16 protein-coding genes, 1 tRNA gene and 1 pseudogene are annotated in these 26,333 nt (G+C 48.0%); 11 read left to right on the top strand and 7 right to left on the bottom strand.

The window, feature by feature from the left end; genetic code table 11:
• Window positions 1–299 precede the first annotated feature (299 nt).
• The 4 genes from F453_RS0103150 to F453_RS0103130 all read right to left on the bottom strand — a co-directional run bounded on the left by F453_RS0103150 (window position 300) and on the right by F453_RS0103130 (window position 9,437).
• Window positions 300–4,013, bottom strand: a complete 3,714-nt coding sequence (locus tag F453_RS0103150) for a leucine-rich repeat domain-containing protein (protein WP_018966697.1) — start codon at window positions 4,011–4,013, stop codon at window positions 300–302.
• Between the two features lie 6 nt (window positions 4,014–4,019).
• Window positions 4,020–6,407, bottom strand: a complete 2,388-nt coding sequence (locus F453_RS0103145) for a S8 family peptidase (RefSeq protein ID WP_018966696.1) — start codon at window positions 6,405–6,407, stop codon at window positions 4,020–4,022.
• Complete coding sequence (locus F453_RS0103140) at window positions 6,407–8,011, bottom strand: hypothetical protein (protein ID WP_018966695.1); 1,605 nt, start codon at window positions 8,009–8,011, stop codon at window positions 6,407–6,409. Before F453_RS0103140 ends, F453_RS0103145 begins: the two co-directional genes overlap by 1 nt.
• A gap of 826 nt (window positions 8,012–8,837) precedes the next feature.
• Entirely contained in the window at window positions 8,838–9,437 is a 600-nt protein-coding gene (locus F453_RS0103130; protein ID WP_018966693.1) for an NUDIX hydrolase, read from the bottom strand.
• Between the two features lie 174 nt (window positions 9,438–9,611).
• Here F453_RS0103130 and F453_RS0103125 point away from each other — a divergent pair, with 174 nt between their 5' ends.
• The 5 genes and pseudogenes from F453_RS0103125 (at window position 9,612) to F453_RS0103110 (ending at window position 13,915) form a co-directional block, all read left to right on the top strand.
• Complete coding sequence (locus F453_RS0103125) at window positions 9,612–10,439, top strand: alpha/beta hydrolase (protein ID WP_018966692.1); 828 nt, start codon at window positions 9,612–9,614, stop codon at window positions 10,437–10,439.
• Between the two features lie 162 nt (window positions 10,440–10,601).
• A pseudogene (locus F453_RS16050) lies at window positions 10,602–10,823 on the top strand (hypothetical protein); the annotation flags it as partial.
• Between the two features lie 183 nt (window positions 10,824–11,006).
• Complete coding sequence (locus tag F453_RS16420; protein ID WP_262502534.1) at window positions 11,007–11,132, top strand: hypothetical protein; 126 nt, start codon at window positions 11,007–11,009, stop codon at window positions 11,130–11,132.
• 935 nt (window positions 11,133–12,067) lie between these two features.
• Window positions 12,068–12,244, top strand: a complete 177-nt coding sequence (locus F453_RS15805) for a hypothetical protein (RefSeq protein WP_009237125.1) — start codon at window positions 12,068–12,070, stop codon at window positions 12,242–12,244.
• A 63-nt stretch (window positions 12,245–12,307) separates the two neighbouring features.
• Entirely contained in the window at window positions 12,308–13,915 is a 1,608-nt protein-coding gene (locus F453_RS0103110) for a fimbrillin family protein (protein WP_244869406.1), read from the top strand.
• 228 nt (window positions 13,916–14,143) lie between these two features.
• Here the strand turns inward: F453_RS0103110 and recO are convergent, their stop codons facing one another.
• Window positions 14,144–14,872 (bottom strand): DNA repair protein RecO, encoded by a 729-nt coding sequence (gene recO / locus F453_RS0103105; protein ID WP_018966690.1) that lies wholly within the window; start codon window positions 14,870–14,872, stop codon window positions 14,144–14,146.
• Window positions 14,873–15,034: 162 nt separating this feature from the next.
• On the opposite strand from recO, the gene F453_RS15605 reads away from it, so the two are divergent.
• From F453_RS15605 to F453_RS0103080, 6 genes are all read left to right on the top strand, one after another.
• Window positions 15,035–15,106, top strand: a tRNA-Glu gene (locus F453_RS15605).
• A 25-nt stretch (window positions 15,107–15,131) separates the two neighbouring features.
• Window positions 15,132–15,386 (top strand): 30S ribosomal protein S20, encoded by a 255-nt coding sequence (rpsT, locus tag F453_RS0103100; RefSeq protein ID WP_009231631.1) that lies wholly within the window; start codon window positions 15,132–15,134, stop codon window positions 15,384–15,386.
• Window positions 15,387–15,758: 372 nt separating this feature from the next.
• Window positions 15,759–17,732 (top strand): DNA topoisomerase (ATP-hydrolyzing) subunit B, encoded by a 1,974-nt coding sequence (gene gyrB / locus F453_RS0103095; RefSeq protein ID WP_009237121.1) that lies wholly within the window; start codon window positions 15,759–15,761, stop codon window positions 17,730–17,732.
• A 226-nt stretch (window positions 17,733–17,958) separates the two neighbouring features.
• Window positions 17,959–20,337: a glycoside hydrolase family 95 protein gene (locus F453_RS0103090; RefSeq protein ID WP_018966688.1), complete on the top strand. Its 2,379-nt coding sequence runs from the start codon at window positions 17,959–17,961 to the stop codon at window positions 20,335–20,337.
• A complete protein-coding gene (locus F453_RS0103085; protein ID WP_018966687.1) occupies window positions 20,334–21,320 on the top strand; it encodes an alpha-L-rhamnosidase N-terminal domain-containing protein in 987 nt (328 codons plus the stop codon). The genes F453_RS0103090 and F453_RS0103085 overlap by 4 nt, the downstream gene beginning before the upstream one ends.
• Window positions 21,321–21,415: 95 nt before the next feature.
• Window positions 21,416–22,294, top strand: a complete 879-nt coding sequence (locus F453_RS0103080) for a helix-turn-helix domain-containing protein (protein WP_018966686.1) — start codon at window positions 21,416–21,418, stop codon at window positions 22,292–22,294.
• 1,548 nt (window positions 22,295–23,842) lie between these two features.
• Here F453_RS0103080 and F453_RS0103070 read toward each other — a convergent pair.
• Entirely contained in the window at window positions 23,843–24,448 is a 606-nt protein-coding gene (locus F453_RS0103070; protein WP_018966684.1) for an NUDIX hydrolase, read from the bottom strand.
• A gap of 166 nt (window positions 24,449–24,614) precedes the next feature.
• Window positions 24,615–26,255 (bottom strand): RluA family pseudouridine synthase, encoded by a 1,641-nt coding sequence (locus tag F453_RS14045; RefSeq protein ID WP_018966683.1) that lies wholly within the window; start codon window positions 26,253–26,255, stop codon window positions 24,615–24,617.
• Window positions 26,256–26,333: the final 78 nt, after the last annotated feature.

Below are 26,333 nucleotides of genomic sequence, written 5' to 3'. Positions count from 1 at the left end.
CAACCTAGCAAATGTCCATTACTAAAACCCGAGAGGTTTTCAGCCTACAAAATGTCCATTACGCCATATGATACAACTACTGCACTTTCTATCTCAATAGTACTTGGGACAAACAACTTACGTTGTTCTGAATTCATCGAGCTCACATTAATTATGGTGTGTCCTTTTACGCCTTCTGTTTGTTGTAAGGATAGGCGCGTAGGGAAAAGTGATTGGGGATGGACAATAACGAAAAGGGGATGGCAGAAGCTAATCTGCCATCCCCTTTTGGGTTTTGCCACTTGGCAAATGTGTGAGACTTATTTCACCATTACCTTGGCAACCTTATTGTTTATTGTAACAACATATACGCCTTTGGGCAGAGAGAAGCTTTGGCTTGTGCCGTTCATCTTGGCCTTCTGTACCAGACCGCCATTTATGCCATACACGTTAACCACGCTTCCTGCTGCGGCTTCTACCACGATACCGCCTTCAACAACCTTGATAAAGGTGTCCGTGTTGTCGGCATTTACGCCCTCGATACCTGTTGCATCGGGTATGAAACGGATGTGTTTGGTGTGTAGGAGCAGTTTGGGGAACTTGGCATTGGTCATTACGCAAACCAAGTCCTCGTAACGTTTAGTCAGTTTCAGCGTGGTAACACCGTTGGTGACGGTGTATTCGGCGTCTACATCAAATTCTTCGCCTTGTAGGTTTCCGTTCTTATCCACGTTCACATTGCCAGTAAACCAGCGGTAGACGGTGGGTGTTCCGTCGATAACAGCCTCTGAACTGAGGTCTACCTTGTTGCCGTTTACGCTAGCGTCAACGGGGTTTTGCCTTTGATAAGCATACGATGTACGGTAGGAACCAGTTGTGGGAGGCAGCGCAGAGAAACGGAGGTTGTTGGCAACAAGGTTCAGCGCACGCAAGTGGGCATTGTTCTTCACGTTGATAGACGTGAGTTTGTTATTGCTAACGAAGAGTTGGCCCAAGTTGGGTAGTCGACTACAATCGAGCGATGTCATCGAGTTGGCTGTTAAGTCAAGACTCTCCAATGCAGTAAGTCCACGGAAGTTAACCTCTGTCAGATTGTTTCGGCTAAGGCTTACCACAATCAGCTCTTTGTTCTTAGAAAGGTCGAGCTTGGTAAGCTTATTGTCGGACATTGACAAGTATTCGAGGTTGGGATACTTCGAAAGGTCTATTTCAGAGATGTTGTTGCGGCTAAGGTCTAGCTGTTTAAGAGCGGTGCTAGGCGCAAAGTCGAACTTGGAAAGGCCAACGTTGTCTAATGTAATGGCTCGTGTGTCTGCCAACTTGCTGATATCTACCGAAGACATCTTAGCATTGGTAATACTAAATACGGTAAGTTTCTCTTCGGGTTTCGACACCAAGACGCGCACCTTCACGCCTTTGTTGGTAAGGGCGGTGAAGCGTGTGTAGGTATTGGCCTTCAAAACGTATTGGCTCATGGCTCCGTCGCCACGCCAATCGAAGTAAACAGACATGCCATCGATGTTGCCACGTAGTGATAGCTGAACACTATCTCTGTTGTTTGTGGTGGTAAAAGATGCCAGTTCGTTTGTTGGTGTGGGGATGGGTTGCACCAAGGTGGTCTTTAAAATATTCTTGCCAGTGAATGCGGGATAGGCAGGGTGTGATATTTCGCAATACACTTTGCCTTTGGTTAGGTTCTTAAACCTAGTAGAGCCCTTGTCGTTTAAGTAGTCGGTTCCTAGAACGTAGGCTTGTCCGCCTTCAGTTTTCCAAACGAAGTTAGTGGTTTGGTTGTTGATGGTTACGTATTGCTCAGTGAGGTCGATACCAGGTGATGTGGTGGCAATCACCACTTCGCGTTGCGGTGCATATATGAAGTGAGCCTCGTCTAGACCGAACCTGTTGGGCATGTTGGCCAGTGTGAAGTGGTTGTTGCTAATGTCGAGTTTGGCAACTGGTGCGAGGGGGATAATGCCCAGCAAGGTAAGCTCGTTGTTAGAAACGTTTAGTTCTTTGAGTTGCTCGCTGTGGTCGAGAATCAGGCTTGTAAGCTTGTTGTGCGATAAGTTTCCTCTTACCAGTGCGTCAGCGCGTCGCAGGTCGATGTTGGCCAAGTTGTTGTGGCTTAAATCGAAGTCGGTAATAGTGAAGTAATCGTCTACCGTGATCGTTTCAAGCTTGTTATGACTGAGGTTCACGTGTGTGAGCAGACTCTTGTATTGCGACTTAGACTTGCCTTTTAGCGAGATGGTTTTGAACTGGTTGTGCGATAGGTCGAGCCTCTCGAGCTGGTTGTTGCGTCCCAAGTCGATGGTGGTAAGCCCCGTGTTTACGAGCGACAGCACACGCAGGTCTGTTAGTTCGGTAACATCTATGCTCGTAATGTTCAAGTCTTTCACTTCAAGTGCCGTCACATAGTTGTCTTGCGGAACGGTCACCACGATGTTTCCGTTCCCTACTCGCTGGCCAGTGATGTTGGTAGCAGTGGGCTTTTCGGCCGTGATGTCTACTTCTTTTTGTTGGCCGTTGCCAAAGTCAACCTTAACTTTTACAGGTTTTTGTGGCGTTGCACCCTTCATTCCCACGGTTAGGCTGATGGTTTGCCCTGCCGTTGCGGTGGTGGCAAAGTCAATGGCCCTTACGTCCTTACCAAATTCGTTATCGTCTTTAACGGTGAATGGCTCGGTGAATAGCGGATATTCGTTGAAAACGTTGTTGGTGAAGATAAGCACCACCTTGCCATCTACGGGCCTAAGCAGTGTAACCTTTCCGTTTTCGTAGTAATAGTAGCTGGCGTCTAGCTCAGTACGTTTGGCCAACGTATCTTTATCTAGCTTGTAGAGTTTGCCCAATGTGGCAGTTCCTTCACGCAACACTTGTTTAGAGAAGTCGAGTACGGTGCCCACCTTATAGGTATCATCCAGCACTAGGTCGCGTTGGTCATAGTAATACTCGCGCCAAGTGTTCTGCGGTTTGGGCAACGAGGCGAAAGTCATCAAGTTTTTGCGTATGTTGAAGATGTACAAGTCGGGACATTTGCTCACATCTATAGAAGTGAGTTTATTGTGGTTTGCTCCCAAAGTAACCAGCTTAGGCACATTGCTCAGGTTAATCGAGCGCAGGTTATTGCCTGCACAATATAAGTGGCGCAGGTCTGGACAGTGGGTCAGGTCGATGTCATCGAACTTCACATCGGTATTAATCGAACCCGAAGCATGCTCTATGTAGAGTTCGTTCAGTTTGGAGTTTTTGCTTATATCTAGCTTATTTACTCGCGTGTCACTAACGTTCAGTACATTGAGATTGGCGTTATGCGAAACGTCAATGGTGCTGATGTCAGTCATGTCAAGGCTCAATCGGCGCAGCGTGGTGCAACCTTTGGTATCTACCTCTGTGATGGTGCGACAGTGGTAGGCGTCAAAAGAAACCAGTTTGGGAAAGTTCTTTAACTCGAACTTAGACTGTACGTATGCGCATTGTGCAATTTCCAGTTCCAAAAGTTCGGGCATGTTGCCCAGCGCAAGCGGCGTTTGTGCCGAGAAGGGATTGTCTCGCAGGTAGAGGAACTGCAACGATTTGAGGTTGGAAAGGTCTATCTGCTTAATGGAGTTGTAGGCCAATCGCAGGTAAGACAGTTTCAAATCCTTATGAAAGGTAATTTGGTCTATCTTACAACCCGTAGCGTTGAAGAAGTCGATTTTGCTTGGATCGCCGTAAATCTTTACGATACCGTCCTTCGTAACCGTTCCCGAGTAATCTGTTCCAGTGGGCACTTCTGCGCCTTGTTGCAGTTTGGCAACGCCAACGGCCAATTCTTCGGGTCCGTTACCGCAGTCTATGTCTACATATTCGTTCCCTTGTGTGCTACCAAGCGAGAAGGTTACGATAGGCGTTTCGCCTTTATTGTCGTCATACACGGTGGTATGGAATGAGATGATGAGTTGCTGATTTTTGTTCTGTGCGAACGCCGGCAGACCCATCACAGCCATCAATGCCAACAGCAAAGATGCAAGTAGGGTTTGTTTGTAATTCATACGCTGTTAGTAAATAATAATTTTTTTCGCTGATTTTCCGTTCACTTGGATAAGGTAAACGCCTTTGCTCCACGCGTTGGCGTCGATGGTTGTTTCGTCTCCTACTGCCGACATGGCGTGTGCAAGTTGCCCTGCCATAGTGAAAACGCGCACTTCCAATTGCTTTTCGCCAGCCCTAAACACGTTAAAGCGCCTTGGTCCAGCTGGGGTGATAATGGTTTTGTTGTCGACTTCGGCTGTGTTGATGCCCGTTAAGCCTGACTTACGGCGTAGCACTTCTTTCAGTCCAGCATAGGCATCGAACTTTCCTGCGCCCCATTGTACGGGGTCTCCTTCTTTCACATCACTGTCTACGACGGCCGTCTTGCGGATGATGTCGGCGATGTCTGCAGGTTTAAGTGTTGGATCGGCTTCGAGCCAAAGGGCGATAGAACCTGCCACAACTGGCGTTGCCATCGATGTGCCAAGGGTTTGATGCCAGTAATAGCTCTTGCCGTTAACTGTGTGCTTAGCTTGCAAGCCGACATCGGAGTAGCCGTTCTTGGGGTCTTCAACCGTGTAGGTGTTAACCGATGATATAACCACTGCACCAGGTGCACAAACTAGTGGCAGGTTGCGACCATCGAGCAATGTACCGAACGACGAGAAGCGCGAACTCTTACCTTTGGGAAATTCGTTATTGTTGTAACCATACACATATCCGTCCATAGCTGCCCAGTGGTCGCGAACGTTATAGCTTCCTACGGTAATCATTCCCGCGGCACAGGCCATGTCGTTGATGGTGCCGTTGCGTGAGCCCTTCGACCAAATTCCACTTCCATCGGCATCGTTGTATGCGCCATCGTAGTCGTCGAAGTAAACAAACTGCGCATCGCCATATAGGTCTACACGTTTGCCGGCCTTTCCTTTTACAAGGATACCCAGTTTGTAGTTCCCGTTGGCGTTGGTCTTTTGGTTGTCGCTAGTTAGGAAACGGGCAATGGCGTAGTAGCGACCCGTTTCTGGATCCTTTGTTCCACCCACCATTACGTATCCTTCGAAAGCTTGGTTGAAAACCGAGTTGTTAGTTATCGCTCCTTCTTCGGCATATTCACCACCCGAGGAATACATGGTTAGCTTACCGTTGGGACTGGGTTCTACGGTAATACGTGTGGCTATACGACCTCGTTTCTCGTTAAAGACAACCACTTGCATCTCAAACTGGGTGGCGTCCGAACTGTAAGCATACACCTGCCCATTGCGCAGATTGTAGTAATCTTTGTTTCCTACGGTTTGTTTTCCTGCTGCCATCGGGCGTATAAAGGTTTGCAACAGGTTGTCGGTTTGGGTGAAAGTTTTGTTAAGTGCCACGGGATAGTCGGCCTCGTTACCTGCTGCCACACAGATGATGGCACTGTCGGTGCAGCTGCTTAAGAAGCGGTTCATCACGCTTGTGCTGTCGTGCGAACCCAGGTTACTGCCTAACGAGAGATTGATGACACATGGTTTGGCCTGTGGTCCGGATAGGCGTGCGTATTGATAAACGTCGTCGATGCCCAGTGCAATGAACATGTCGCGCAGGTCTCCGCACGAAGCCACCAACTCCGATTCCGTTGCTATTCCATAATAGGGATTGTCCATCTCTATGTTTTTCGAAGTCTTGTTGTCCTCGGTATGGGCAACGGTGGCTTTCCCCTTATACCCTCCGGCCATTATTCCTGTGGTGTGGGTACCATGAAACTGCCCTCTGTTGTCGGTTTCAAAGTTTTCAATGGCAAACACGTTGTCCATAGATTTCCTGTGTTTGGCAATTTCGGGCAACTGCTCCTTAGGGAAATAACTCTCCCAAATGTATCCGTCTTTACCTGCACTGCTGGTGTAAATCTTGCTGACATAACCATATCGTGTGCTTCCGTCGGGTTTAAGAAAGTTGATGTTGTTAGGGTCGATGCCTCCGTCTACGATGCCTGTTACCACTCCTTTACCCGTGTAGGCTTGTGGCAGGCCAACGCCTTGGTGTATTTTGTTTACGCCAACGGCTTCTCTAACGAGGTTCATTTTCTGTGCAACAGGACGCGAGAGTTGTATTCTGCGTACGCATTTCAGTTCGGCGATGCGTTCAACGCCATTTAGCGGCATGCTAACGATGGCGATGTTGCCTTTTACCCGAAGTACGCTCACATCGTTTTTGGCAAGTGTTCCAAGAGCTTCTTTCCCGTCAAACTCAATCATGCCAATCGTTCGTTGGGGCTTTGCATTACCCTTTACGATGCTTCTGGTTTGTGGGTTGTAACGTGGAATTTTTGGATTTAGCTCTTCTTTCAACGTAACTTGGCTTTGCAAGTCGATTTTCGACTGTGCATAGCCTCCCAATAGGAGGCCGGCACAAATGGCTGTGAGAAATGTTCGCTTCATTACTTGTTGATAAAAATTTTCTTTCCGTTAATGATATACAGTCCTTTTGGAAGGTTCTTTTCTTCAACGCGCGTTCCGTCAAGGCGGTAAACCACGCGCTTATTGGTCTTGCTGGCAGTGGCAGGGTTAGCAATGCCGTTGGTGGAAAGCCCGTTTAACCAGATTTCAAGGCGGTCGCCATTGGCAAATTCAAGTTCATAGGTATGCCCTCCTCCGCCAGTAGCTTCATATTCTTTTCCGTTGAGCAGCACTTTAAGCTTGCTCATGTCGGTTCCGTCGAAGGCTAGCGTGAAGGGATTGTCGTCTTCGCCAAAGTTGATGGTGTTCTCTCCATTGTTCAGTGGCACTTCCGTTCGGTCTTGTCGGTTGAAGTAGAAGAAACGGTCAGCCAGTTGTTTGCTGTCTACAAACACCGTAGCCGTTTTGTCGCGCTTGGGTGCCGAAGTCTCAATGCCAATGTTCATTCCATTTTTCAGGGTTATTTCATACACACCGTCAATGTTGTTTGTATATTGTTTGCCGTTCAGTCTTAGCACTTTAATCTTGCATCCGTTCTTTGCTCTCACCTTTACCACGCAGTTTGTTTCGGGTAGTTCGATGGTGTTCATGCCGTCTTGTAAGGCAATATGGTTCTGGTTATAGTCCCATCCTTGGTATAAGATGATGTTTTCGGCATGGTCTACAAAGAACATAGCCTTCACCTTTCCAAGCTTATGTGCGGCTATGTCGATGTTCATATCATCGGTAATAATGAGGTTAAGGCTGCCATAAATGGTGTTTGGCGTTCCGTTTACCTTCACCGCATCGATGGCGTGGGTGGTGGTGTTAAACGTGATGGAGAGCCTTGAACCTGCCTTTACCGAGAAATGAGGGTCGGTGTAGTTGGTTACGGGCTTACCGTCTACGGTAACACTGCTTACAACGCCCTTGGCTTCTTCGGTGTTGAACGCGAACTTAACATGGCAGTCTTTGTCGGGATAGTTTGCAGTGATGTCGATCAACCCGCCGTCTTTGGGCTTAACGGTGTAGGATGTGTTGCCTTTGGGCAGTTGCAATCCGTCTACTACGATGCTATAAAGCGGTGCGGCCGTATATGATACTGTACTGATGACAATTTCTTTCTCCACGTCGGGAATCCAATGAATGGTGTTGTCGCCATCTTTTAGCGTCACGTCCGTAAATGTTCCAGAGCGTTGCACCTTCACTTTTGCCGCATTGTCTACCTTAACGATACACGAAGCTGTGCGTAATTTGGCGAAAGTGTTGGTGGTGATGTTAATGGTAGAACCATTGTCGTCGGGCAGGTTGACGTACACATAGCAGCTGGTCATGCTATAAATGTTCTGTTTGGTGTCTCCCTTGGCGGTTTTCTTTACCACGTCTACCAGGCAATTCCCGTCTGTTGCCTTCACTTCAAACGAGCCACTTGCGGTAAGCGGGATGTTGTTTTCTCCGTTAACAATGTTGTTTAGCGCAACGCCGTTAACCTTAATACTCACTCGGTTAGCATCATCAACATTTATCTTGATGTTGCTGTCGGCATAAGCAGCCGATGAAACCATAACTAAAATTGTTCCTAAAAGAAACGAGTAGAACTTCTTCATAGGCTCAAAACATAAAAAATGCAGCGATTGTTATTGTTTGGTTGATACGAAATTTCCGATCGTCGGGCGGTTACTACGCCCAACTCTGTCTGTGTTATAGATACATTCGTGGTGGGTTGAGCTGCTTCAATCTACCACAATAACTCCTAACACGCCGTAAAGTTAGTGAATAATGTGTAGAAAAAGCCTTTAAAGCTAAACTTTTTTTGCATTTTTGTTGCTGATATGACTTTTTCTGTATGATATTTGCTTGTGAGACCTACGTAATGTTATATTTTAGTGTTTTTTGTTCGTTTTAAGGGGAATAGAGGATATATTGTTGTCGTTTGGAAAGCAATCTATTTGTTTTTGAAAGCGTTTCTAGCAAAAACTGATAATTTTTAATCTATAAACACGCCATAATCTACCAAATTGACAGCTACATAACACAGTAATAAGACGTATTGTTAATGCTCGTTTGCGACTTTAATTTGTATGGTTGAGTTATGATTTTCCTCTATCTTCGGGTGGATAGATTAACTTCTGATGGGACGATATGCGCTTGTAGAGGGGATGGGACAAAGAAACATGTCCGTTTCTTCATAAATTGGGAAGTCTATTGCCAACAAGTTGCTGGCAATGCGTGGGCGTTGTTTGGTTTTGACAGGGCTACAAGCTGTTTGTCGTGCTGTTATAAACCCCTTGCTGTGTGTGTATAAGTATCTTGTAGTTTGGCTACAAACTGCTTGTACAACGTTCGTAGCCATGTTGCTGTTTGTGCTTTAAAAGCAAGTGCTTGCAAAGCCTAAAATGGGGCGTGGTGCCAGCTGTTGCCCTCTCGCTTGCCTTATTCGGCCTTCTCGCCCTTTCTAAAAGGTAGGCAGCTTTTCCTTTTCACAGACTCGCCTTTACTCTCGGCCTTCTTTGCCTCCACACATTTAAGAAACTCGTAAAGGCCTTGGCGAACGGAGCGAAGCCCGAATTGCTCGGTGTGGATGTCTTCGGGAGCAAGCCAGAAACATTCTGCGGCGTCGTCCATGGCTTGCAATTTACTCTCGTCTTCCACCTCGCAACGGAAGAAAAGGTCGAGCGTATGCACGTCAAAACCCGAGTAGCGGTAAACGTTGGGCTGACTAAACAGGTATTGGCAATTGGTTACGGTGAGACCCGTCTCTTCTTTCACCTCGCGGCGCACACCTTCTTCGGCCGTTTCGCTGATGTCCGAAAAGCCACCGGGAAGGTCGAGCGTGCCCTTGCCTGGGTTTTCCTTACGACGCTCTACAAGCAGTTCGCCCTTGGCGTTAACAATGAAAGCCACGTTCGCACTACTAGGATTGAGGAAATATTCGAAACCACAACTCTTGCAAATCTTACTCTTTTCGCTGTTCTCTTCAAAGCGTGAACTGCCACAACTGGGGCAAAACCTGAACTTCTCTAATGGGTGCATATCCTTCAAACGTTTTGTTATTCGTCTGCAATATTACAAAAAAAACGTGAAATCGACAAGCGTTCGCACGTTTATTGATTTCCATCAATTCCTAAAATCGAGGTGGCTAAAAAGGCCGTTTCAACTTTTATTGCTACCTTTGCAGTAAAAGCAAACACAGCATTAACAAAAGATATGAGAACCAAGAGATTTTTGTTCGTAGCCACTATGTTGTTGGCCACGGCGACATCGGCCATTGCCCAGCGTCCTATAACCCTCAACTTATGGCCTTCGAAACCTGCCGTTGCCAGTATCGACGAAAACGACACGGCACGGGTAGAGGTGTTTTTGCCCCGTGAGAAGATTGCCACGGGCAGGGCGGTGGTTATCTGTCCTGGTGGCGGATACCAAACCTTGGCCATGGACAGCGAAGGTCGCGACTGGGCTCCGTTCTTCAACAATATGGGCATCGCAGCCATCGTGCTGAAATATCGCATGCCCAACGGCAACAAAGACGTACCTATCTCTGATGCCGAAGAGGCTATGAAGCTGGTGCGACGCAAGGCTGCCGAATGGCGTATCAAACCCAACGAGGTGGGTATTATGGGCGCATCGGCAGGCGGACACCTCGCTTCGGTAGTGGCTACGAGGGCCACTGGCGACGCCCGACCCGACTTCCAAATATTGCTTTACCCCGTAATCACGATGCAACCAGGGCTTACCCATCGCGGTTCGCGTGAGCGTTTCCTTGGCAAAAACCCAACCAAGGCCGACGAGCGCCTATATAGCACCGACCAACAGGTTACGCGCTCTACGCCACGAGCATGGATCGCGCTGAGCGACGACGACCGTACGGTGATGCCCATCAATGGCGTTAACTATTACGCTGAGCTTTATCGGCGCGACGTTCCCGCATCGTTGCATGTCTACCCAGGTGGACGACACGGTTGGGGACGCAAGCAAACGTTCAAGTATAACTTAGAGATGGAACTTAATCTCAAGTCTTGGCTGGAATCGTTCTAGCATTGTTTGCGCTTCATTTCATTACGGCTTAAAAGGCAAGCGAGGCGCTGTCGTATAATATACGCATACGCGCGCGAGGGAAATCAACAAACAAGCGCAATGCCTCTTCAAACCTTCTGCAACGCATCCTTTCGTTTTTCGCGATGCGTTTGCAAAGCCCCGATTATGCATTATTACATTAACCGCCGTGTTAAACATGTTTTGGACGGCTGTTCCATGTTAGCTGGAATGCTGTTCCAGTTGAATTGGAACACTGTTCCAACTTAGCTGGAACAGGAGTCCAACTTAGCTGTAACAAGGCATGAGCTGAAAAAGCTCACTGCAAGCGCTTATCGGGCGAGGAGTGAAAGACGGCGTTTGGAGGTAGGATGGGTGAGTTGGTGGCGTATATCATCTTTCAAGGCCGTAGGTCTTGATCTTTTTCTGCAGGTTTGTTTGCGTGAAGAAAACAGATTGCTCGTGAACAAAACTTACCATACTAAAGGGGACAATGGCATCAAATGGCAGTCATAATAATAGGGCGACGAGGATAGCATTGCGCCCAAGCTTCATCTAGAAACGCGATCAATGGAAACAGACCAAGACCTACGGCCTTGTTTCTCTCAACCGCAGCCTAGGCAGGGTAGGTCGCTTTCGCTTCCAACCCTGCCCTACCAAAAGACCAACCGCTACGCGGTAGTAGGAACAATGTAACCCACGAATAGACCCTTTACAATAAATGTATTTACGTGGGGCGCACCCCTTAAATCTAGACCTTTGTGCGGGAGTTGACACAATGCCTGCCACGAATAGACCGCTTACAATAAACGTATTTGCATGGGGCTCACCCCTTAAATCTTGGCCTTTGCGCGGGAGTTGGCACAATACAAGCCACGAATAGACCGCTTACAATAAAGCGATTAGTATGGGGCCCACCCGAAAAAGATTAGTACAATGATGTATTTTCTTTTTCTAAGTGTCGCATGAATAAGGCTACTATAAATCAACAACAACTTAAACAAAGACGTTAAGCATCTTATACCGCCACATGCATTTGCGAGTACGGGATAAAACACTATACGTTTTAAGCAGATATAAGATGCGGAGTACACTTATTACACCACCAACCGCTACGCGCTAACAACCGCAATACAGGCCTTTCTCACTCCAAATTAGTAATAAATATAAGTATCAATTTGCATATTTATCAACTTATCAAAACACCGTTTAACAGAGAAAATCCTTTCTGGATTTGGCTATCTGCATAATAATCATTACCTTTGCACCCACGTTCTAACTTTTATAGTTTGAATGCATTTGAGATTTGTAAAGAATTGCGGTTATATTCCGCATATCTATGAAAGGTATTTATCACGTTATAAAGATACCACGTCAAGGATAACAAAACGTAATCTTCACAGATAAAAGAACATCGGCATGGTCTGATGCTTTAACAACCTGCCGTTCTTTTATATCCATACCATTGCATATAAACACAACTTAAACGCGCGGACACGTGCGCCTAGGCTGTTGTGTGTGCATAAATCATGGAGAATGAAAGGGTATTCATATACCCATCATGCTGTGAAACTGGATAAGAAGACATTTTTAAGAGATAAATCAGGATACATAACTAGAATTGAATAGATATGATTAAGAGTAGTGAAATCAAGACAATGTATTGCAAGCCTCAAATGGAGGTGATTTTTATGAATATGGAGAAGGCTCTGTTAGAAATATCCGCCGAGGGCAATGCAGGCGGTGCTGAGGACGACGAAGGATTAAATGCCAAAGAAGGGTTAATCTTCGACGAAGACGCTCTTTAACCGCTCAGCAAAGAGCTTTTTGAAAATACAGGATAAGACAAAAGGTTAAACAACAAAATGATAATGAAACACCATCATTTATGGGCTCTTATGGTCACGGCTTTGCTCACGGCCACGGGCTGTTCGAACGAGGTTTCGGTACAGGAACAAGAAGAGCAGACGCTCGAAAACGTAACGGAGTTTGCACCAGCAGACAGCACAAGCAGACCCCTAACAGCCACTCGCACAACGGGAATTTACAGTGGAACGGCCATCAAATTCTATTGGACGGCCGGCGACAAGCTATGGATTAACGACCCTGCTGCAACGCCTGCACTCAAACAAAGCGTTAAAGACAACATCAACGCCCGTATCGCAGCCAACGGCAACGGACGAACCGAGACGGCAAAGTTTTATTTCCCCGGCACATATACCGCGCAAACGTACATGCTGCGATACACGGGAAACGGCAATACACAAAGCGACAAGGTGACCATCAAGGCTTCTCAAACGCAACAGACACCCAACGACGCTTCGCATATCGGAACGGATGGCGACTGCGGAACGGCAAAAGCCACTAGAAATGGCGGACGATACACGTTCACGCTCGACCATAAGGCGGCCTATCTTACCTTCACTCCTTATTATAGTAAGGACGAATTGGATAATTCTGTAACGGTGAAGAGTATCAAGGTGACGGCAAACGAGAACCTCGCAGGTACGTTCGACTTCAACGACAACGGCCTACAAACGGCTTCCGTCACCGCTCCATCCAAGAGCGTTACACTGGCATTGACGGGGGCTTTTAACATTCCCAAGGCAATCGACCATACCAAAAATGCGGCTATCATGGTGGTTGCGCCTGGCACATACACCAACTTCACCGTGGAAATTACCCTTGCCGACTCGCAAACGGGCGTAACAGGGACGGTTTCGAAGACATATTCTAGCGTAACATTAAACGCTGGAAAGAACAAGCCTGTGAAGTTCGACCTTGCCATGGAGAATTATGGCATGGACTATTATATGTGGGATGCAGGTAAACCTTATTGGGATGGATACGCGGGTAAGTTGCCCGTTAAAGACGGGGAGCAGGCTTCTCAAGAAGCTTCTGGCACCGACCGCTACTTCAATGGCAACAAGGCACAATTCCACGCAGTTAACGCGTGCAAGGTTTGCCCTAATGCCAACGAGGCCGCTTTGTATGTGTTTAGGGGCAGCCCACACTGGGACGAAACAACACTTTGGGTGAAAAATAAGCACCTATACAAAGGTGGCATGTGGTTTTTGAAGCTGAAATATTGTGATAGAGGCCCTTATACTTCTCCCGTAACCACCTACCCTGATGGCGTAGACTATCGTGCCAATTCGTATTGGTCAACTTGGAACGAATCGGCTAAAACGGCAAATGGTACTAGCTGGGTAAAAACACCTAGCCAAGGTAGGCCTGCTGACACCAGCAAATACTTTTATCTCCCTGCCATGGGTTATCTAGATAACGATGGTGGCAAGCAAGGCGTCCTCAAATTAAATACCGCAGGCTACCAAGGAGCTTACTGGACATCAACGTCTGTTGTGTTGGACGGCTGGTCGCTGCAAGCCATCTGTCTGCATTTCTCTAAAGAACAAGTAGGCTTAGACGCTGACCTAAGGCGCTGGGCTTACCCCATCTTTACAGTGGCAGATAAGTAATTGGCGTGAGTTCTCAACGTGAGATTTCGCTAATGGCAATTTTATAAGGCATCCTTTAGACAACCTTTCACTATATCGGTTGCACATAACATGGGTTTTAAAAGCGGTGGCATCAAGTTCACTGGTTAAGAAATCGTGTTATGTGCAACTTTTTTGTTTCGCCCTATGTAACTGTTTGAACTTGATGGAGACATAAAGACGCGGTGTAATTTGCATGGAATCTCTCCCCTATTCGCCATACACCGCTCGCAACACATCAAACGATTTCAGTTCGGGAAAACTGGGAATGTGCAAGCGATAAAAGTTGATGGCAAGCTGGGTACATCGGTTTCGCTCGTGATGCGAAAAGGCAAAGAGGTGCATCGTTTGGGGGGTGATGCGCATAAGGTTGGCCATCTGTGCCGCATCATCGGGTTGCAGATAGTCGTTGTGCATGGGTATCGAAGCAACGAAGCAACCACTACGTAAGTCGAAAAGACAACCGCGGGTGTAGTCGTCGAGGTTGGGATAGAAGCCCAGGAAGCGCGATAGCCTAATCATAAACGCGAGATGGAAGTTGGCGAAAGCATGTTGCGCACCGTCGAGCCATCGCACGCTGGTTTCTACATATTTATATAGGGACACGTTTTGTTGCTCGTCGCGTGTGGCATGACTAAGGAACTCGGCCACAAAGAGGGCAATAGCCAACTTTGCTTCGCTGTAAGGAATGGACGTAAAGGGATAGGTCATACGCGCATCGCGCAACCTTTGCAGTCGCGCATTGGGGCGATGGTCGAACTCAATTTCTAAAAGCGTGAGGGGTTGGAATAGCTGTTTCTTTATCTTAGCCTTCTGCGTGCGCGGTATGCTGCTTACGAACGACACCCTTCCGAAGGCCTCCGTAAGCAGGTCAGTTATCAGCTGGCTGTCGCCGTATTTAAGTGAGCGCAACACAATGGCGTGAGTTTTAACGAGCATGGGCGTAGTAATAAAATGTAAGGAGCAAACCCAGAAAAACCATAGTCTGAGTACCTGCATCGTTGCAAAAATACGAAAAATCAAGGTTTTACCGAAAAATATCGTGCAAAAGTTTGGTAGAAAGGATAAAAGTGTGTACCTTTGCAACCGCAATTAAGCACTGGTCCCTTCGTCTATCGGTTAGGACGAGAGATTTTCATTCTCTAAAGAGGAGTTCGACTCTCCTAGGGACTACTAAAAAATAAAAAGGAAATAAGAGATGGCAAATCACAAATCATCACTCAAGAGAATACGCCAGACAAAGGTGCGGACTCTGCATAACAAGTATTATGCGAAGACTATGCGTAATGCCGTTCGTAAGCTGCGCGCTCTTACCAATAAGGACGAGGCTGTTAAGCTTTATCCTACCGTTCAGAAGATGCTGGACAAGCTTGCAAAAACCAACATCATACACAAGAACAAGGCTGCCAACTTGAAGTCGAGCTTGGCACTCCATATCAATAAGCTGGGCTAATTGCTCGGTCTTAATACAACGTTTACCAATCCGCAGTTCCCGAAAGGAAACTGCGGATTGTTGTTTTTTGTAGCGCTTCACTCAGAAATGAAGGAGTTATGGAATTAAGGGGTTAAGTCGTATGCTTTTGAAGTAATAGGCTTACTGGTTTCCCTTTGTCAGGCTGTAGGGTTTCGCCAACAGACGAATTAACAAGAATACACCCCCTGCACTCAAAAACATACGGCTTAACTCCTTTATTTCCTAACTCCATAACTCCTTAACTTCCTAACTCCTTCACTCCTTAACCTCTCCCCGTTAATTCGTTGTAAAACATTTCTGTTTCTCGTTGGTTTTTAGTAACTTTGCATATCAAATTTCTTAATCAAGACAATGGTAGAAAATCAAAACAACGAGAACAACTACTCGGCCAGTAACATCCAAGTGCTTGAAGGCTTGGAAGCGGTGCGCAAACGCCCTGCGATGTACATTGGAGACATCAGCGAAAAGGGTCTGCATCACCTCGTAAACGAAACCGTGGACAACTCCATCGACGAAGCTATGGCCGGTTATTGTAGCAGCATCGAAGTAACGATTAACGAAGATAACTCCATAACCGTGCAAGACGATGGGCGAGGAATCCCCGTAGACGAACACGAGAAACTGCATAAGTCGGCCCTCGAAGTGGTAATGACTGTGCTACACGCTGGCGGTAAGTTCGATAAAGGCTCGTATAAAGTGAGTGGCGGACTCCACGGCGTTGGTGTTAGCTGCGTAAACGCATTGTCTACTAGAATGTTGTCGCAGGTGTTCCGCGACGGCAAAATTTATCAACAAGAATACGAAACGGGTAAGCCACTCTACCCCGTAAAGGTAGTTGGCGAGACTGATAAGCGTGGAACGCGTCAGCAGTTTTGGCCCGATCCCAATATTTTCACCACTACCGTATACCGTTGGGACATCATCGCATCGCGTATGCGCGAATTGGCGTACCTCAATGCAGGCGTTAAGATAACCCTCACCGACCTTCGTCCCGACGAGAATGGCAAAACTCGCACCGAGACGTTCCATGCCAAAGATGGACTGAAAGAGTTTGTACGCTACGTGGATCGTCACCGCTCGCACCTCTTTGACGATGTGATCTACCTCAAAACAGAGAAGCAAAACATCCCCATTGAGGTGGCCGTGATGTACAATACCGATTATAGCGAGAACATTCACTCGTACGTTAACAACATCAACACCATCGAAGGCGGTACCCACCTCACGGGTTTCCGCATGGCATTGACACGTACGCTCAAGACATACGCTGATAACGACCCCGTTATATCCAAACAAATTGAGAAGTCGAAGATTGAGATTGCGGGTGAAGACTTCCGCGAAGGCCTCACCGCTGTTATCTCCATCAAGGTGGCCGAGCCACAGTTCGAAGGCCAAACGAAAACCAAACTGGGTAACAGCGAGGTTTCGGGAGCCGTTCAGCAAGCCGTAGGCGAGGCCCTAGGCTATTATCTGGAAGAGCATCCAAAGGAAGCCAAGCTTATCTGCGACAAGGTGATACTGGCTGCTACAGCACGTATCGCCGCCCGAAAGGCACGCGAAAGCGTTCAAAGAAAGAACCCCATGTCGGGCGGAGGACTACCCGGAAAGCTGGCCGACTGCTCTAACAAAGATCCAAAGACATCTGAAATATTCCTTGTCGAGGGTGATTCGGCCGGTGGTTCGGCTAAACAGGGGCGCGACCGCTATACACAAGCCATCCTACCACTAAAGGGAAAGATTCTTAATGTAGAGAAAGTGCAATGGCATAAGGTGTTCGAAGCCGAGTCGGTTATGAACATCATTCAGAGCATTGGCGTGCGTTTCGGTGTTGAAGGAGAAGACGATAAGGAAGCCAACATCGACAAGTTGCGCTACGATAAGATTATTATCATGACCGACGCCGACGTCGATGGTTCGCACATCGACACGCTCATCATGACCCTCTTCTATCGTTTCATGCCTCGTATCATACAAGAAGGGCACCTCTACATCGCCACACCGCCCCTCTACCTCTGCACATATAAGAACAAGGTACGCGAGTATTGCTACAACGAACAACAACGCCAAGCCTTCATCGACAAGTATGCCGAGGGACAAGAAGACAATAAGAGCATCCACGTACAGCGCTATAAAGGTTTGGGAGAGATGAATCCCGAGCAGCTTTGGGAAACAACCATGGATCCCTCCAAACGTTTGCTGAAGCAAGTGACCATCCAAAACGCTGCCGATGCTGATGAGATTTTCTCCATGCTTATGGGTGACGACGTGGAACCACGCCGCGAATTTATCGAGCAAAACGCCACTTACGCCAACATCGACGCATAAGGGCAACCCTATATATAATAAGGAGAGACTGCCTTTCGAGTGCAGCCTCTCCTTTATTATTAGCGAAACGGACTCCTTCGCATATAACAATGCCTACGCGTTCACAATCCAAACCTTCGTCGTGGCTGTGCCCTAAGCATCGGGCCATGTAACGTTGGCAGACAGAAACGCAACCTCAGTGATAACATTTACCCATACTCCTACCCCATTCAATCACAATCGACAAATGAGAAAAACTATCTTAACAACAGCAACACTCCTATTCTCGCTCCTCATATCCTTTGCACAGAACCTGCCACAAAAGCTCTGGTACGACAAACCAGCCACCTTTTTCGAAGAAGCTTTGCCCATTGGCAACGGCAAACTCGGTGCAATGGTTTATGGCGACGTGTGGAACGACAACCTATTTCTTAACGATCTCACCCTGTGGAGCGGTCAACCCATCGATCCAAACGAAGATGCAGGCGCACACAAGTGGATTCCTGAAATACGAAAAGCCCTGTTCGAAGAGAACTATAAACTAGCCGACTCGCTGCAACTACGTGTTCAAGGGCACAACTCGGCTTGGTATCAGCCTCTTTCTATTGTGAGCATACAACCCATAAACTCACAAGGCATCAACCAAGCATCCATCAAAAACTATCGTCGCGAACTGGATTTGGACAGTGCTTTGGCCAAAGTGAGCTACGAAATCGATGGCGTAACCTATCGCCGAGAATATCTAGCGACGCATCCCGACCGTGCCATCCTCGTGCGACTCACGGCTAGCAAGCCACGAGCACTTAACCTGCGCCTGTCGTTAACATCCATTCTGAGCCATCAACTGCGTGCCGAAGGCGACTTAATTAGACTTACGGGGCACGCCATGGGTCATCCCGACAGCACCGTGCACTTTTGTAACCTGCTACAAGCGAAGGCCACCGACGGCACAATCACCGCGCAAGACACCACGCTCCTTATAAATAACGCCACACAAGTGGTGCTATACCTCGTAAACGAAACAAGCTATAACGGGTTCGACAAGCATCCCGTAACCCAAGGCGCACCCTACGTGCAGCTGGCCGAAGCCGACCTAAAGAGTCTGCAAGACTGCTCTTTCGAACAGCTAAAACAAAACCATTTGGACGATTACCAAGCTCTATTCGGTCGTGTTTCGCTACAACTTGGCGGTGCACAATTCGACACCAACCGAACAACAGAGCAACAACTGCTGGACTATACCGACAAATGCGAGGCCAATCCCTATCTCGAAGCGCTTTACTTCCAATTCGGTCGCTACCTACTCATCAGCTCTTCGCGAACCCCTGGCGTACCTGCCAACCTGCAAGGGCTTTGGAATCCGCATCTGAAAGCACAATGGCGTAGCAACTATACCGTCAATATCAACCTCGAAGAGAACTATTGGCCCGCCCAAGTGGCTAATCTTGCCGAGATGACGATGCCGCTTACCGGCATGGTAAAGGCATTATCCGTGAACGGCAGATACGCTGCACGCAACTATTATGGCATAAACGAGGGCTGGTGTTCGAGTCACAACACCGACCTCTGGGCCATGACAAATCCCGTGGGAGAGAAGCGAGAGAGCCCCGAATGGGCCAACTGGAACCTCGGAGGAGCATGGCTATTAAGCAACCTTTGGGAACAATACGACTTCACACGCGACCGCAATTACCTGCGAGAAACGCTCTTCCCACTCATGAAAGGTGCATGCGACTTTATGCTGCAATGGCTTATTGAAAACCCCAAGAAGCCTGGCGAACTGATTACTGCACCCAGCACGTCGCCCGAAAACGAGTATGTCACCCCCGAAGGCTATCACGGCACTACGATGTATGGTGGCACGGCCGATCTCGCCATTCTGCGTGAGCTGTTCGCCAACACTGCCACAGCCGACGAGACACTGAATGGCCGACCCACGGCTTACAGCAAAAAGCTGCGCCAAACCATCGCCCGCCTGCATCCCTATACCATCGGTAAGGAGGGCGACTTGAACGAATGGTACTACGACTGGCGCGACTTCGACCCGCAACACCGCCATCAAACCCACCTCATCGGCCTATATCCAGGCCATCATCTGTCGCTCGAAACCACACCCGAATTGGCCGAAGCGGCCCGAAAGACGCTCATCCAGAAGGGTGATATCTCAACGGGATGGAGTACGGGATGGCGCATCAACCTCTGGGCAAGGCTCTATAATGGCGAGAAGGCTTACCAAATCTTCCGCAGGTTACTCACGTACGTGTCGCCCGATAAGTACAAAGGACCTGACAAACGTGTGAGCGGAGGTACCTATCCCAACTTTTTCGACGCCCATCCACCCTTCCAGATAGATGGTAACTTTGGCGGAACGGCTGGTGTTTGCGAAATGCTCATTCAGAGTTCGCGTGGCATCAAGCTCTTGCCCGCACTGCCTTCGGCATGGACTTCAGGTAATGTTAAGGGCCTTTGTGCACGTGGCGGTTTCGTATTAGACTTTTCTTGGCACGACGGCCGTATAACACAGGTGCGCATCAAGAGCACGGTAGGCGGACAAACCACCTTATATTATAATGGTAAAGTCCAAAAGGTGAACCTAAAAGCCGGTGAGGAGGCCGTCTTACAATGAAACGCAGAGCATGGATTTCGGGGTTCGCATTCACCTTCGCCCTAGTGTTTTGCTGGGCGTGGATGCCTGCGCGAGGGACAAAAGCCCATCGCAAACCCCTCTTATCCACCTCTGCCACCCACTATCAGGCTCCATGGATAAGCGCGCCACAAACCGACTCCACATCCATGCTTTGGTTCTTACGCACATACAAGCAAGTTGATCGTCCGCGTAAAGCCTACGTAAGCGTTGCCTCCACTGGCAAAACGCAACTGCTGGTTAACGGAATGAACGTCAGCCGAAGCCTCTTCGAGCCCAATCGCAACTATCGTGACACCTCTGTAGTAAACATCGTCTACGACGTTACGCCCTTTCTCGGCCGCAATCGTAACACCATCTCGCTGTGGTATTGTCCCTCCATGCCCCATGTGGGCCGCCGTCAAGTGGCCGTTAACTATTGGGGCGAGAACGCCGACGGCACCACTTTCGCCTTCCGCAGCGATGAAAGTTGGGCTTGCCGACGCGCAAACCGCGGTCTGCTGGCCCTCGAAAACGAGTGGCAAGATGGTAGCGACAAGGCCACACCATGGCAAGTTAACCACGCCGACACCATCCCTTGGCGCTCGGCCACACCATTCGTCCATTCCCAGCCCACACCTCCCGCCACACCCTCGCGGTTCATCCCCACCCCACGCATAGCCAAAGTGTTTAGTCCAAGCCATGTAGATGTGCGTGGCGACACCCTCACATACGTCTTCCCCCATCATTTCCAGGGTATTGTGCGTATTACTTTTAGGGGAACTCGAAGTGGTGAAAATGTTTACATCAACGGCTTTCACTATATTTGCAACGGAACAACCGACGAGCAAGCCTTTTGCAAGTTCAACATTTCTAATACTTTTAAAGTTATTATCCACGGAGACAAGCACTTTCGTTTCACACATATCCAAAATGTAGAAGCACTGGAAGTGAAGGTTGGTCTATATGCGATATTTCCTTTTTAATATATAACTATTTTCGCATTTGCGTTCTTTTTTCTTGTCGAAAGCTTGCATTTATAGTTTTATTTTCCTATATTTGCGAAGTAAAAGGTAAGGAAATGCGGAAACTACAATTGAACGATTTGACAATACCCATTGTCAAAGAAAGCTGCGATGTTGTGAGTATGGACGATGATTTAGTACTCATCGACGACCTCAACAAGCTGTCGGACCTTATGGGCCCGCACAAAATGCAATGTCTGGTGCTCGCCATTTGTGCTCAAGGCAGCGCCCAGTACACAGTAGACACCATTACGTATGAGCTTCAACCCAACCACATTATGGTTGTCCCTGCTGGTCCAATACTCAACAGTGGGGAACTGAGCACCAACTGCAAAGGCATAGCCATACTGTTGTCTAAAGACTTCATGAACGAAATTATCATGGGTATTCATGAACTTTCGTCCTTGATTCTCTTCTCACGAACCAACCCTGTTTTTACGCTCAACGCAGAAGAAGGAAGCGAAATGCTACTCCACCTCTCGCTAATTGAGAAAAAAATGCAGCAGGCTGGGCATAGGTATCGCAAAGATACGGTACGTTCGATGATTACGACGATGATTTACAACGCCTCGGACGCTATCTATCGTGTGCAACAAACAACGGACTTGAAGAAGACACGAGCCGAAGCCATCTTTGCCAAGTTCATTAAAATGGTAGAACAAAACTTTAAAAAGGAACGACGCGTAAGCTGGTATGGCGAGCAATTGGGTATCACGCCCAAATATCTCTCCGAAACGGTGAGGAACGTTAGCAAGCGAACACCCAACCAATGGATTGACAAATACATCACCTTGGAATTAAGGGTGCAACTTAAAAACACAACTAAAAGCGTGAAAGAAATAGCCCAAGAGCTCAATTTCCCCAACCAAAGCTTCTTAGGGAAGTTCTTCAAAGAACAAGTAGGAGTATCCCCCTCACAATACCGCAAGCGGTAACTGCCCTCAGGTGCATGTTTTTTCCTTCTGCGATGTCGCCCCAATAATGAGTACCTCATGGCAGATTGGGCTCGGCACATGCACCAAGAGCTGGCAAGGAATAGAGTTAGAGTTTTTTAGATAATGAATTGGGAGCAGAGAATTTAGAGTTAGACTTAACTAATAACGATTATCAAAACAACGTAGAAAGAGTTAGAAAGAAAAAGAGATAAATGGGAATGAGAGGGTGAACGCTGGTTATATTGCAGCCTTTTCGATGCAATGTACGTGTCTCCTCATTCTTATTTCAAAGCAATGTCTGCAGTAGCGACAGCTTCTTCATTCTTCCAACAGTTGCTTTCTTATTTCTCAATCACCATACCATGCATGTCCTCATCAGGGGAACGACCAACATCTGCCATGGATGAAGGTAAGGAAAAGCCGCAATGGCTGTGTTCCGCGCATACCTGTGATTAGCATTCTCCTATGGGGGAAGGTTACAATCAATGTGCGAAAGAAGAAAGGAATAAAGGTGGAGAGCCAATAAAAATGCCCCACAACAAACAACTGTTATTGCTAATTAAACGTTTTCGATAAGCCAAACAAGCAGTACCAAACGTGCTTGAACAACGGCTTAACAAGAAAACGTATACGCCGAAGAACGAAGAAGAAACACCATGCTACGGCTTACACGGCTTTGTGCAGAACGTGTATGACGCGTGCTGCCGATATGTCGACTGTCTAAACCCATTGGTTTTTCGCGTCGTCGACTCCTCCTGGGCATAATCTCAGTAGTTCATATAAACCAAAATAAAAAACGTTCAAATGCCCAAGGAGAACGTCGCCACTCGCTGGCTGTGCATCACCCGCACCTGAACAGCGATGCAACACGCTAACGAAGGGCGCGAAAAACCACCTTTCAACGGTTATATTTCCATATCATGCACATCACCCATGGTTGGAAATGATTTTGTTGGTTTTAACCGGGAGGGCCGCCATCGCGACTCTCCCTCCTCACGTCAGGCCCAAATAGGTCTTTATACCGCTTATCTATCATTTTATATTGATTACGCGAATCCGGGATAAAAACGATTCGTTATGCCAACTGCCTCATAACGCTAGTTGGCTAGAAAACCATTTCTTTACCTGTCGGGGCTTGTTCAAAAGGCATGGCCTTTTATCCCGAACGCACCAATTAACCTTTCCATGGTTCGCATTTTCATCGTTCCGAAAATGCGTTTTTTAAGCCCTGATGATGAATTATTACATTAATCGCCGTGCTAGAGATGTTTTGGACGACTGTTCCATGTTATCTGGAATGCTGTTCCAGTTAAACTGGAATACTGTTCCAGCTAATCCGGAACAGGGTTCCATCTTAGCTTTAACAGGGCGAAAGATTAAAAAGCTCACTACAAGAGTTTATCGGGTGGAGAATGAAAGATGGCGTTTGGAGGTGGGAAGGATGAACTGGTGGTGGTGATAGACAGAGAATATTTGTTGTAAATTGAGCCAACTGCTACATGTCGATTAGAGTTAACGCACACCTACGTAACAAACTTTCGTGCGATCTTATCCTTTCAGTTCGTCTTCCAAGGCAAAGTATTTCCACAAAGGGGCGTACATCATGGCTTGGTATAGTTCGTTATTCTTAAGCATGCGCAGCATCTCATCACGACTCACAAGGTGCACCTGAATGTCTTCGGTGGCATCTAGATGCTGGCCCGAAACCTTTTCCACATCCGTGGCCAAAAAGCAATGGCAGCGGTTGGTCATTGTTCCCGGGTTTGGGGCGATGGTCATCAGCGGTCGCCATGTACCGTTGCCATACCCCGTTTCTTCAAGCAGTTCACGCTGTGCAGCCTGCATCGGTTCTTCACCTTGCTCCATCACGCCTGCACAAATCTCCATAGCTGTTACGCCCAGAGCGTGTCGGTATTGGCGAACAAGCACAAAATCGCCCTCACGCGTTATGGCCACGGTGTTCACCCATTCGGGATATTCAAGCACATAATACTCGTCTACCACCACACCCGTGGGCAAACGAACCTTATCGCAGCGTGCCGTTAACCATTGCTTGCGTATCAGATACTCTCGGTCTAGCACCTGCCAGGCCATATCGTTTCCTTCTTCGCGCGCCTTTTCGTTGGGCGCAACGCATCTCTTTTCTTCTTTCATATTTTTTGGAGTTAAGGAGTTATGGAGTTAAGGAGTTAAGCCAAATGCTTGGTTGCAGAGTGGATGGCAATCCTTGTCAACTGGTCAACTCGTTAACTCGTTAACTTGTCAACCAACAAAGCATACCACTCCCCTCTCCCCTTGGAGAGGGGTTGGGGGTGAGGCTTTACTCTCCACCCCCTTTGGAGATAGCCTGTGGATGTGGCCATTTATCATCTTCCACTCGTAATCCCTGCTTTTCCACCTCAATGGCTTCGGCATGCAGATACATGCGATCGGCCTTTCTACCGTAAAGAGGATCACCAAGGATGGGTAAGTTTAGTCCGTCGGGATGCGCGCAGTGCACCCGAAGCTGATGTGTGCGCCCTGTTAGCGGATAAAGAGCCACGATGGTGCGCCCCTCTTCCTGCCCTATCACCTCATATCGCGTAACGGCAGGCTTACCTTGCAGCCAGTCTACCATCTGCCGTGGACGGTCCAAGTAGTTGCTATTTAAGGGTAGCGATATTTCGCCCTGCTGCCTTTCGGGTGGCAACAAGCCGTCTAGCACCGCCACATAGCGTTTCTTCACCTCGTGGTTTTCAAAAGCCAACTGCAACGTTCGGTGCATTTCCTTGGTCTTTGCAATGAGCATCACCCCCGACGTATCTTGGTCTAGCCGATGAACAATAAGTGGCGAGTCGGCATCGGGATAGCGTTCGCGCATCAGTTGGGCAACAGATGTGCCACCATCTTTCCCTGGAACACTCAACATGCCATGCGGTTTACTCACCACCACCAAAGCATTGTCTTCGTAAACCACGCGTAAGGCATCGCGGTCGACAGTCTTTTGCGGCACACACGCCACATCCAAGCCCTGCAACATAAAACCAAGCGTTGGTCCGCACTTGCCTTGGCAGGCGGGATAAAACGCCCCCTCGCGCCTTATTTCGGTTTTGGGCGACTGTCCCAACCAAAATTCTGCCATGCAAAGGGGATGATAACCCATGGCAAAAGCATGCTGCAACAGCTTTGGCGCACAACATTCCCCCGTGCCAGCAGGTGGCGTTCGCTGGGGAGTTGGGGCGAAAATGTCGAGCAAATTGCGACGTTCGCCACGCGCGTTCAGCATCTCAAACTGCTGGAAAAGCCAACGTTGCAGTGCATCTGATAGGCGTTTACGCTCGGCTTTCAAGTCTGCCATTGCGTTTTCTAACCCATTAAGCTGCTCTTGCAAATGCTCAACTTGGGTCTTTATTCGCTGTTTCATACGCCTCAACTCGGCCTTTTGAAACTGACTTTCGGCTACCATTGCCGCCAATTCCTCGTCAGTTGCGCCCTGTTTACGCCTTTCTTCGCGTTCGTTTTTGGCCTCGACCATCATCGTTCGGTAAGCGTTCAGTTCTGTTTCGGCCGTTTCTTGTTCGTGGGCAATGCGCGTTTTCAGGTCTTTAAGCAGCGGGTTACGCTCCATTTCGCTTAATCGTGCGTTGATTTCGCTAATCTCGCGTTCGTGCGTTTTGAAGTAGCCATCGGGTTGCAGGTAGTCGAACACGGGCGGAACAAACCTTTCCCACGTAGCCTTACCGCCTAATTGTCCCGAGAAAGCAGCCAAATAACCCAACTGTTGACCGTGGGGCATGGGGCGTTCAACCACCAACACGCCGAACATCTTACCCTGCGCAACCTCCTCGCGCCATGCTTCGTGCTCGGCGATAAGTTCTTTCACCCGCTCGACAGCCATTAGGCACAGCGCATCGGGTTCGTAAAAGAAGGGGTTGTTCATCTTTTCGGGCCTTGGCAGGGTGGTATGTAGGGGATGGAACATGATGTTGCGGAATGGTAAATAGTGTGAAAAGCCATCGCAGGGGTTGGGCTTGGTGTTGCAAAGTTAATCAAAAAAACG

The sequence above is a fragment of the Hoylesella loescheii DSM 19665 = JCM 12249 = ATCC 15930 genome (assembly GCF_000378085.1).
GTDB classification, from domain to species: Bacteria; Bacteroidota; Bacteroidia; order Bacteroidales; family Bacteroidaceae; genus Prevotella; species Prevotella loescheii.
The sequence above is the reverse complement of the archived record's forward strand: the minus strand, read 5'-3'. Positions and strand labels throughout refer to the sequence as shown.

Bases quoted from the DNA above. Each gene is read 5' to 3' on its own strand.
- F453_RS0103150 (WP_018966697.1), bottom strand. From the start codon at position 4,013: ATGAATTACAAACAAACCCTACTTGCATCTTTGCTGTTGGCATTGATG.
- F453_RS0103145 (WP_018966696.1), bottom strand. From the start codon at position 6,407: ATGAAGCGAACATTTCTCACAGCCATTTGTGCCGGCCTCCTATTGGGA.
- F453_RS0103140 (WP_018966695.1), bottom strand. From the start codon at position 8,011: ATGAAGAAGTTCTACTCGTTTCTTTTAGGAACAATTTTAGTTATGGTT.
- F453_RS0103130 (WP_018966693.1), bottom strand. From the start codon at position 9,437: ATGCACCCATTAGAGAAGTTCAGGTTTTGCCCCAGTTGTGGCAGTTCA.
- F453_RS0103125 (WP_018966692.1), top strand. From the start codon at position 9,612: ATGAGAACCAAGAGATTTTTGTTCGTAGCCACTATGTTGTTGGCCACG.
- F453_RS16420 (WP_262502534.1), top strand. From the start codon at position 11,007: ATGGAAACAGACCAAGACCTACGGCCTTGTTTCTCTCAACCGCAGCCT.
- F453_RS15805 (WP_009237125.1), top strand. From the start codon at position 12,068: ATGATTAAGAGTAGTGAAATCAAGACAATGTATTGCAAGCCTCAAATG.
- F453_RS0103110 (WP_244869406.1), top strand. From the start codon at position 12,308: ATGAAACACCATCATTTATGGGCTCTTATGGTCACGGCTTTGCTCACG.
- recO (WP_018966690.1), bottom strand. From the start codon at position 14,872: ATGCTCGTTAAAACTCACGCCATTGTGTTGCGCTCACTTAAATACGGC.
- rpsT (WP_009231631.1), top strand. From the start codon at position 15,132: ATGGCAAATCACAAATCATCACTCAAGAGAATACGCCAGACAAAGGTG.
- gyrB (WP_009237121.1), top strand. From the start codon at position 15,759: ATGGTAGAAAATCAAAACAACGAGAACAACTACTCGGCCAGTAACATC.
- F453_RS0103090 (WP_018966688.1), top strand. From the start codon at position 17,959: ATGAGAAAAACTATCTTAACAACAGCAACACTCCTATTCTCGCTCCTC.
- F453_RS0103085 (WP_018966687.1), top strand. From the start codon at position 20,334: ATGAAACGCAGAGCATGGATTTCGGGGTTCGCATTCACCTTCGCCCTA.
- F453_RS0103080 (WP_018966686.1), top strand. From the start codon at position 21,416: ATGCGGAAACTACAATTGAACGATTTGACAATACCCATTGTCAAAGAA.
- F453_RS0103070 (WP_018966684.1), bottom strand. From the start codon at position 24,448: ATGAAAGAAGAAAAGAGATGCGTTGCGCCCAACGAAAAGGCGCGCGAA.
- F453_RS14045 (WP_018966683.1), bottom strand. From the start codon at position 26,255: ATGTTCCATCCCCTACATACCACCCTGCCAAGGCCCGAAAAGATGAAC.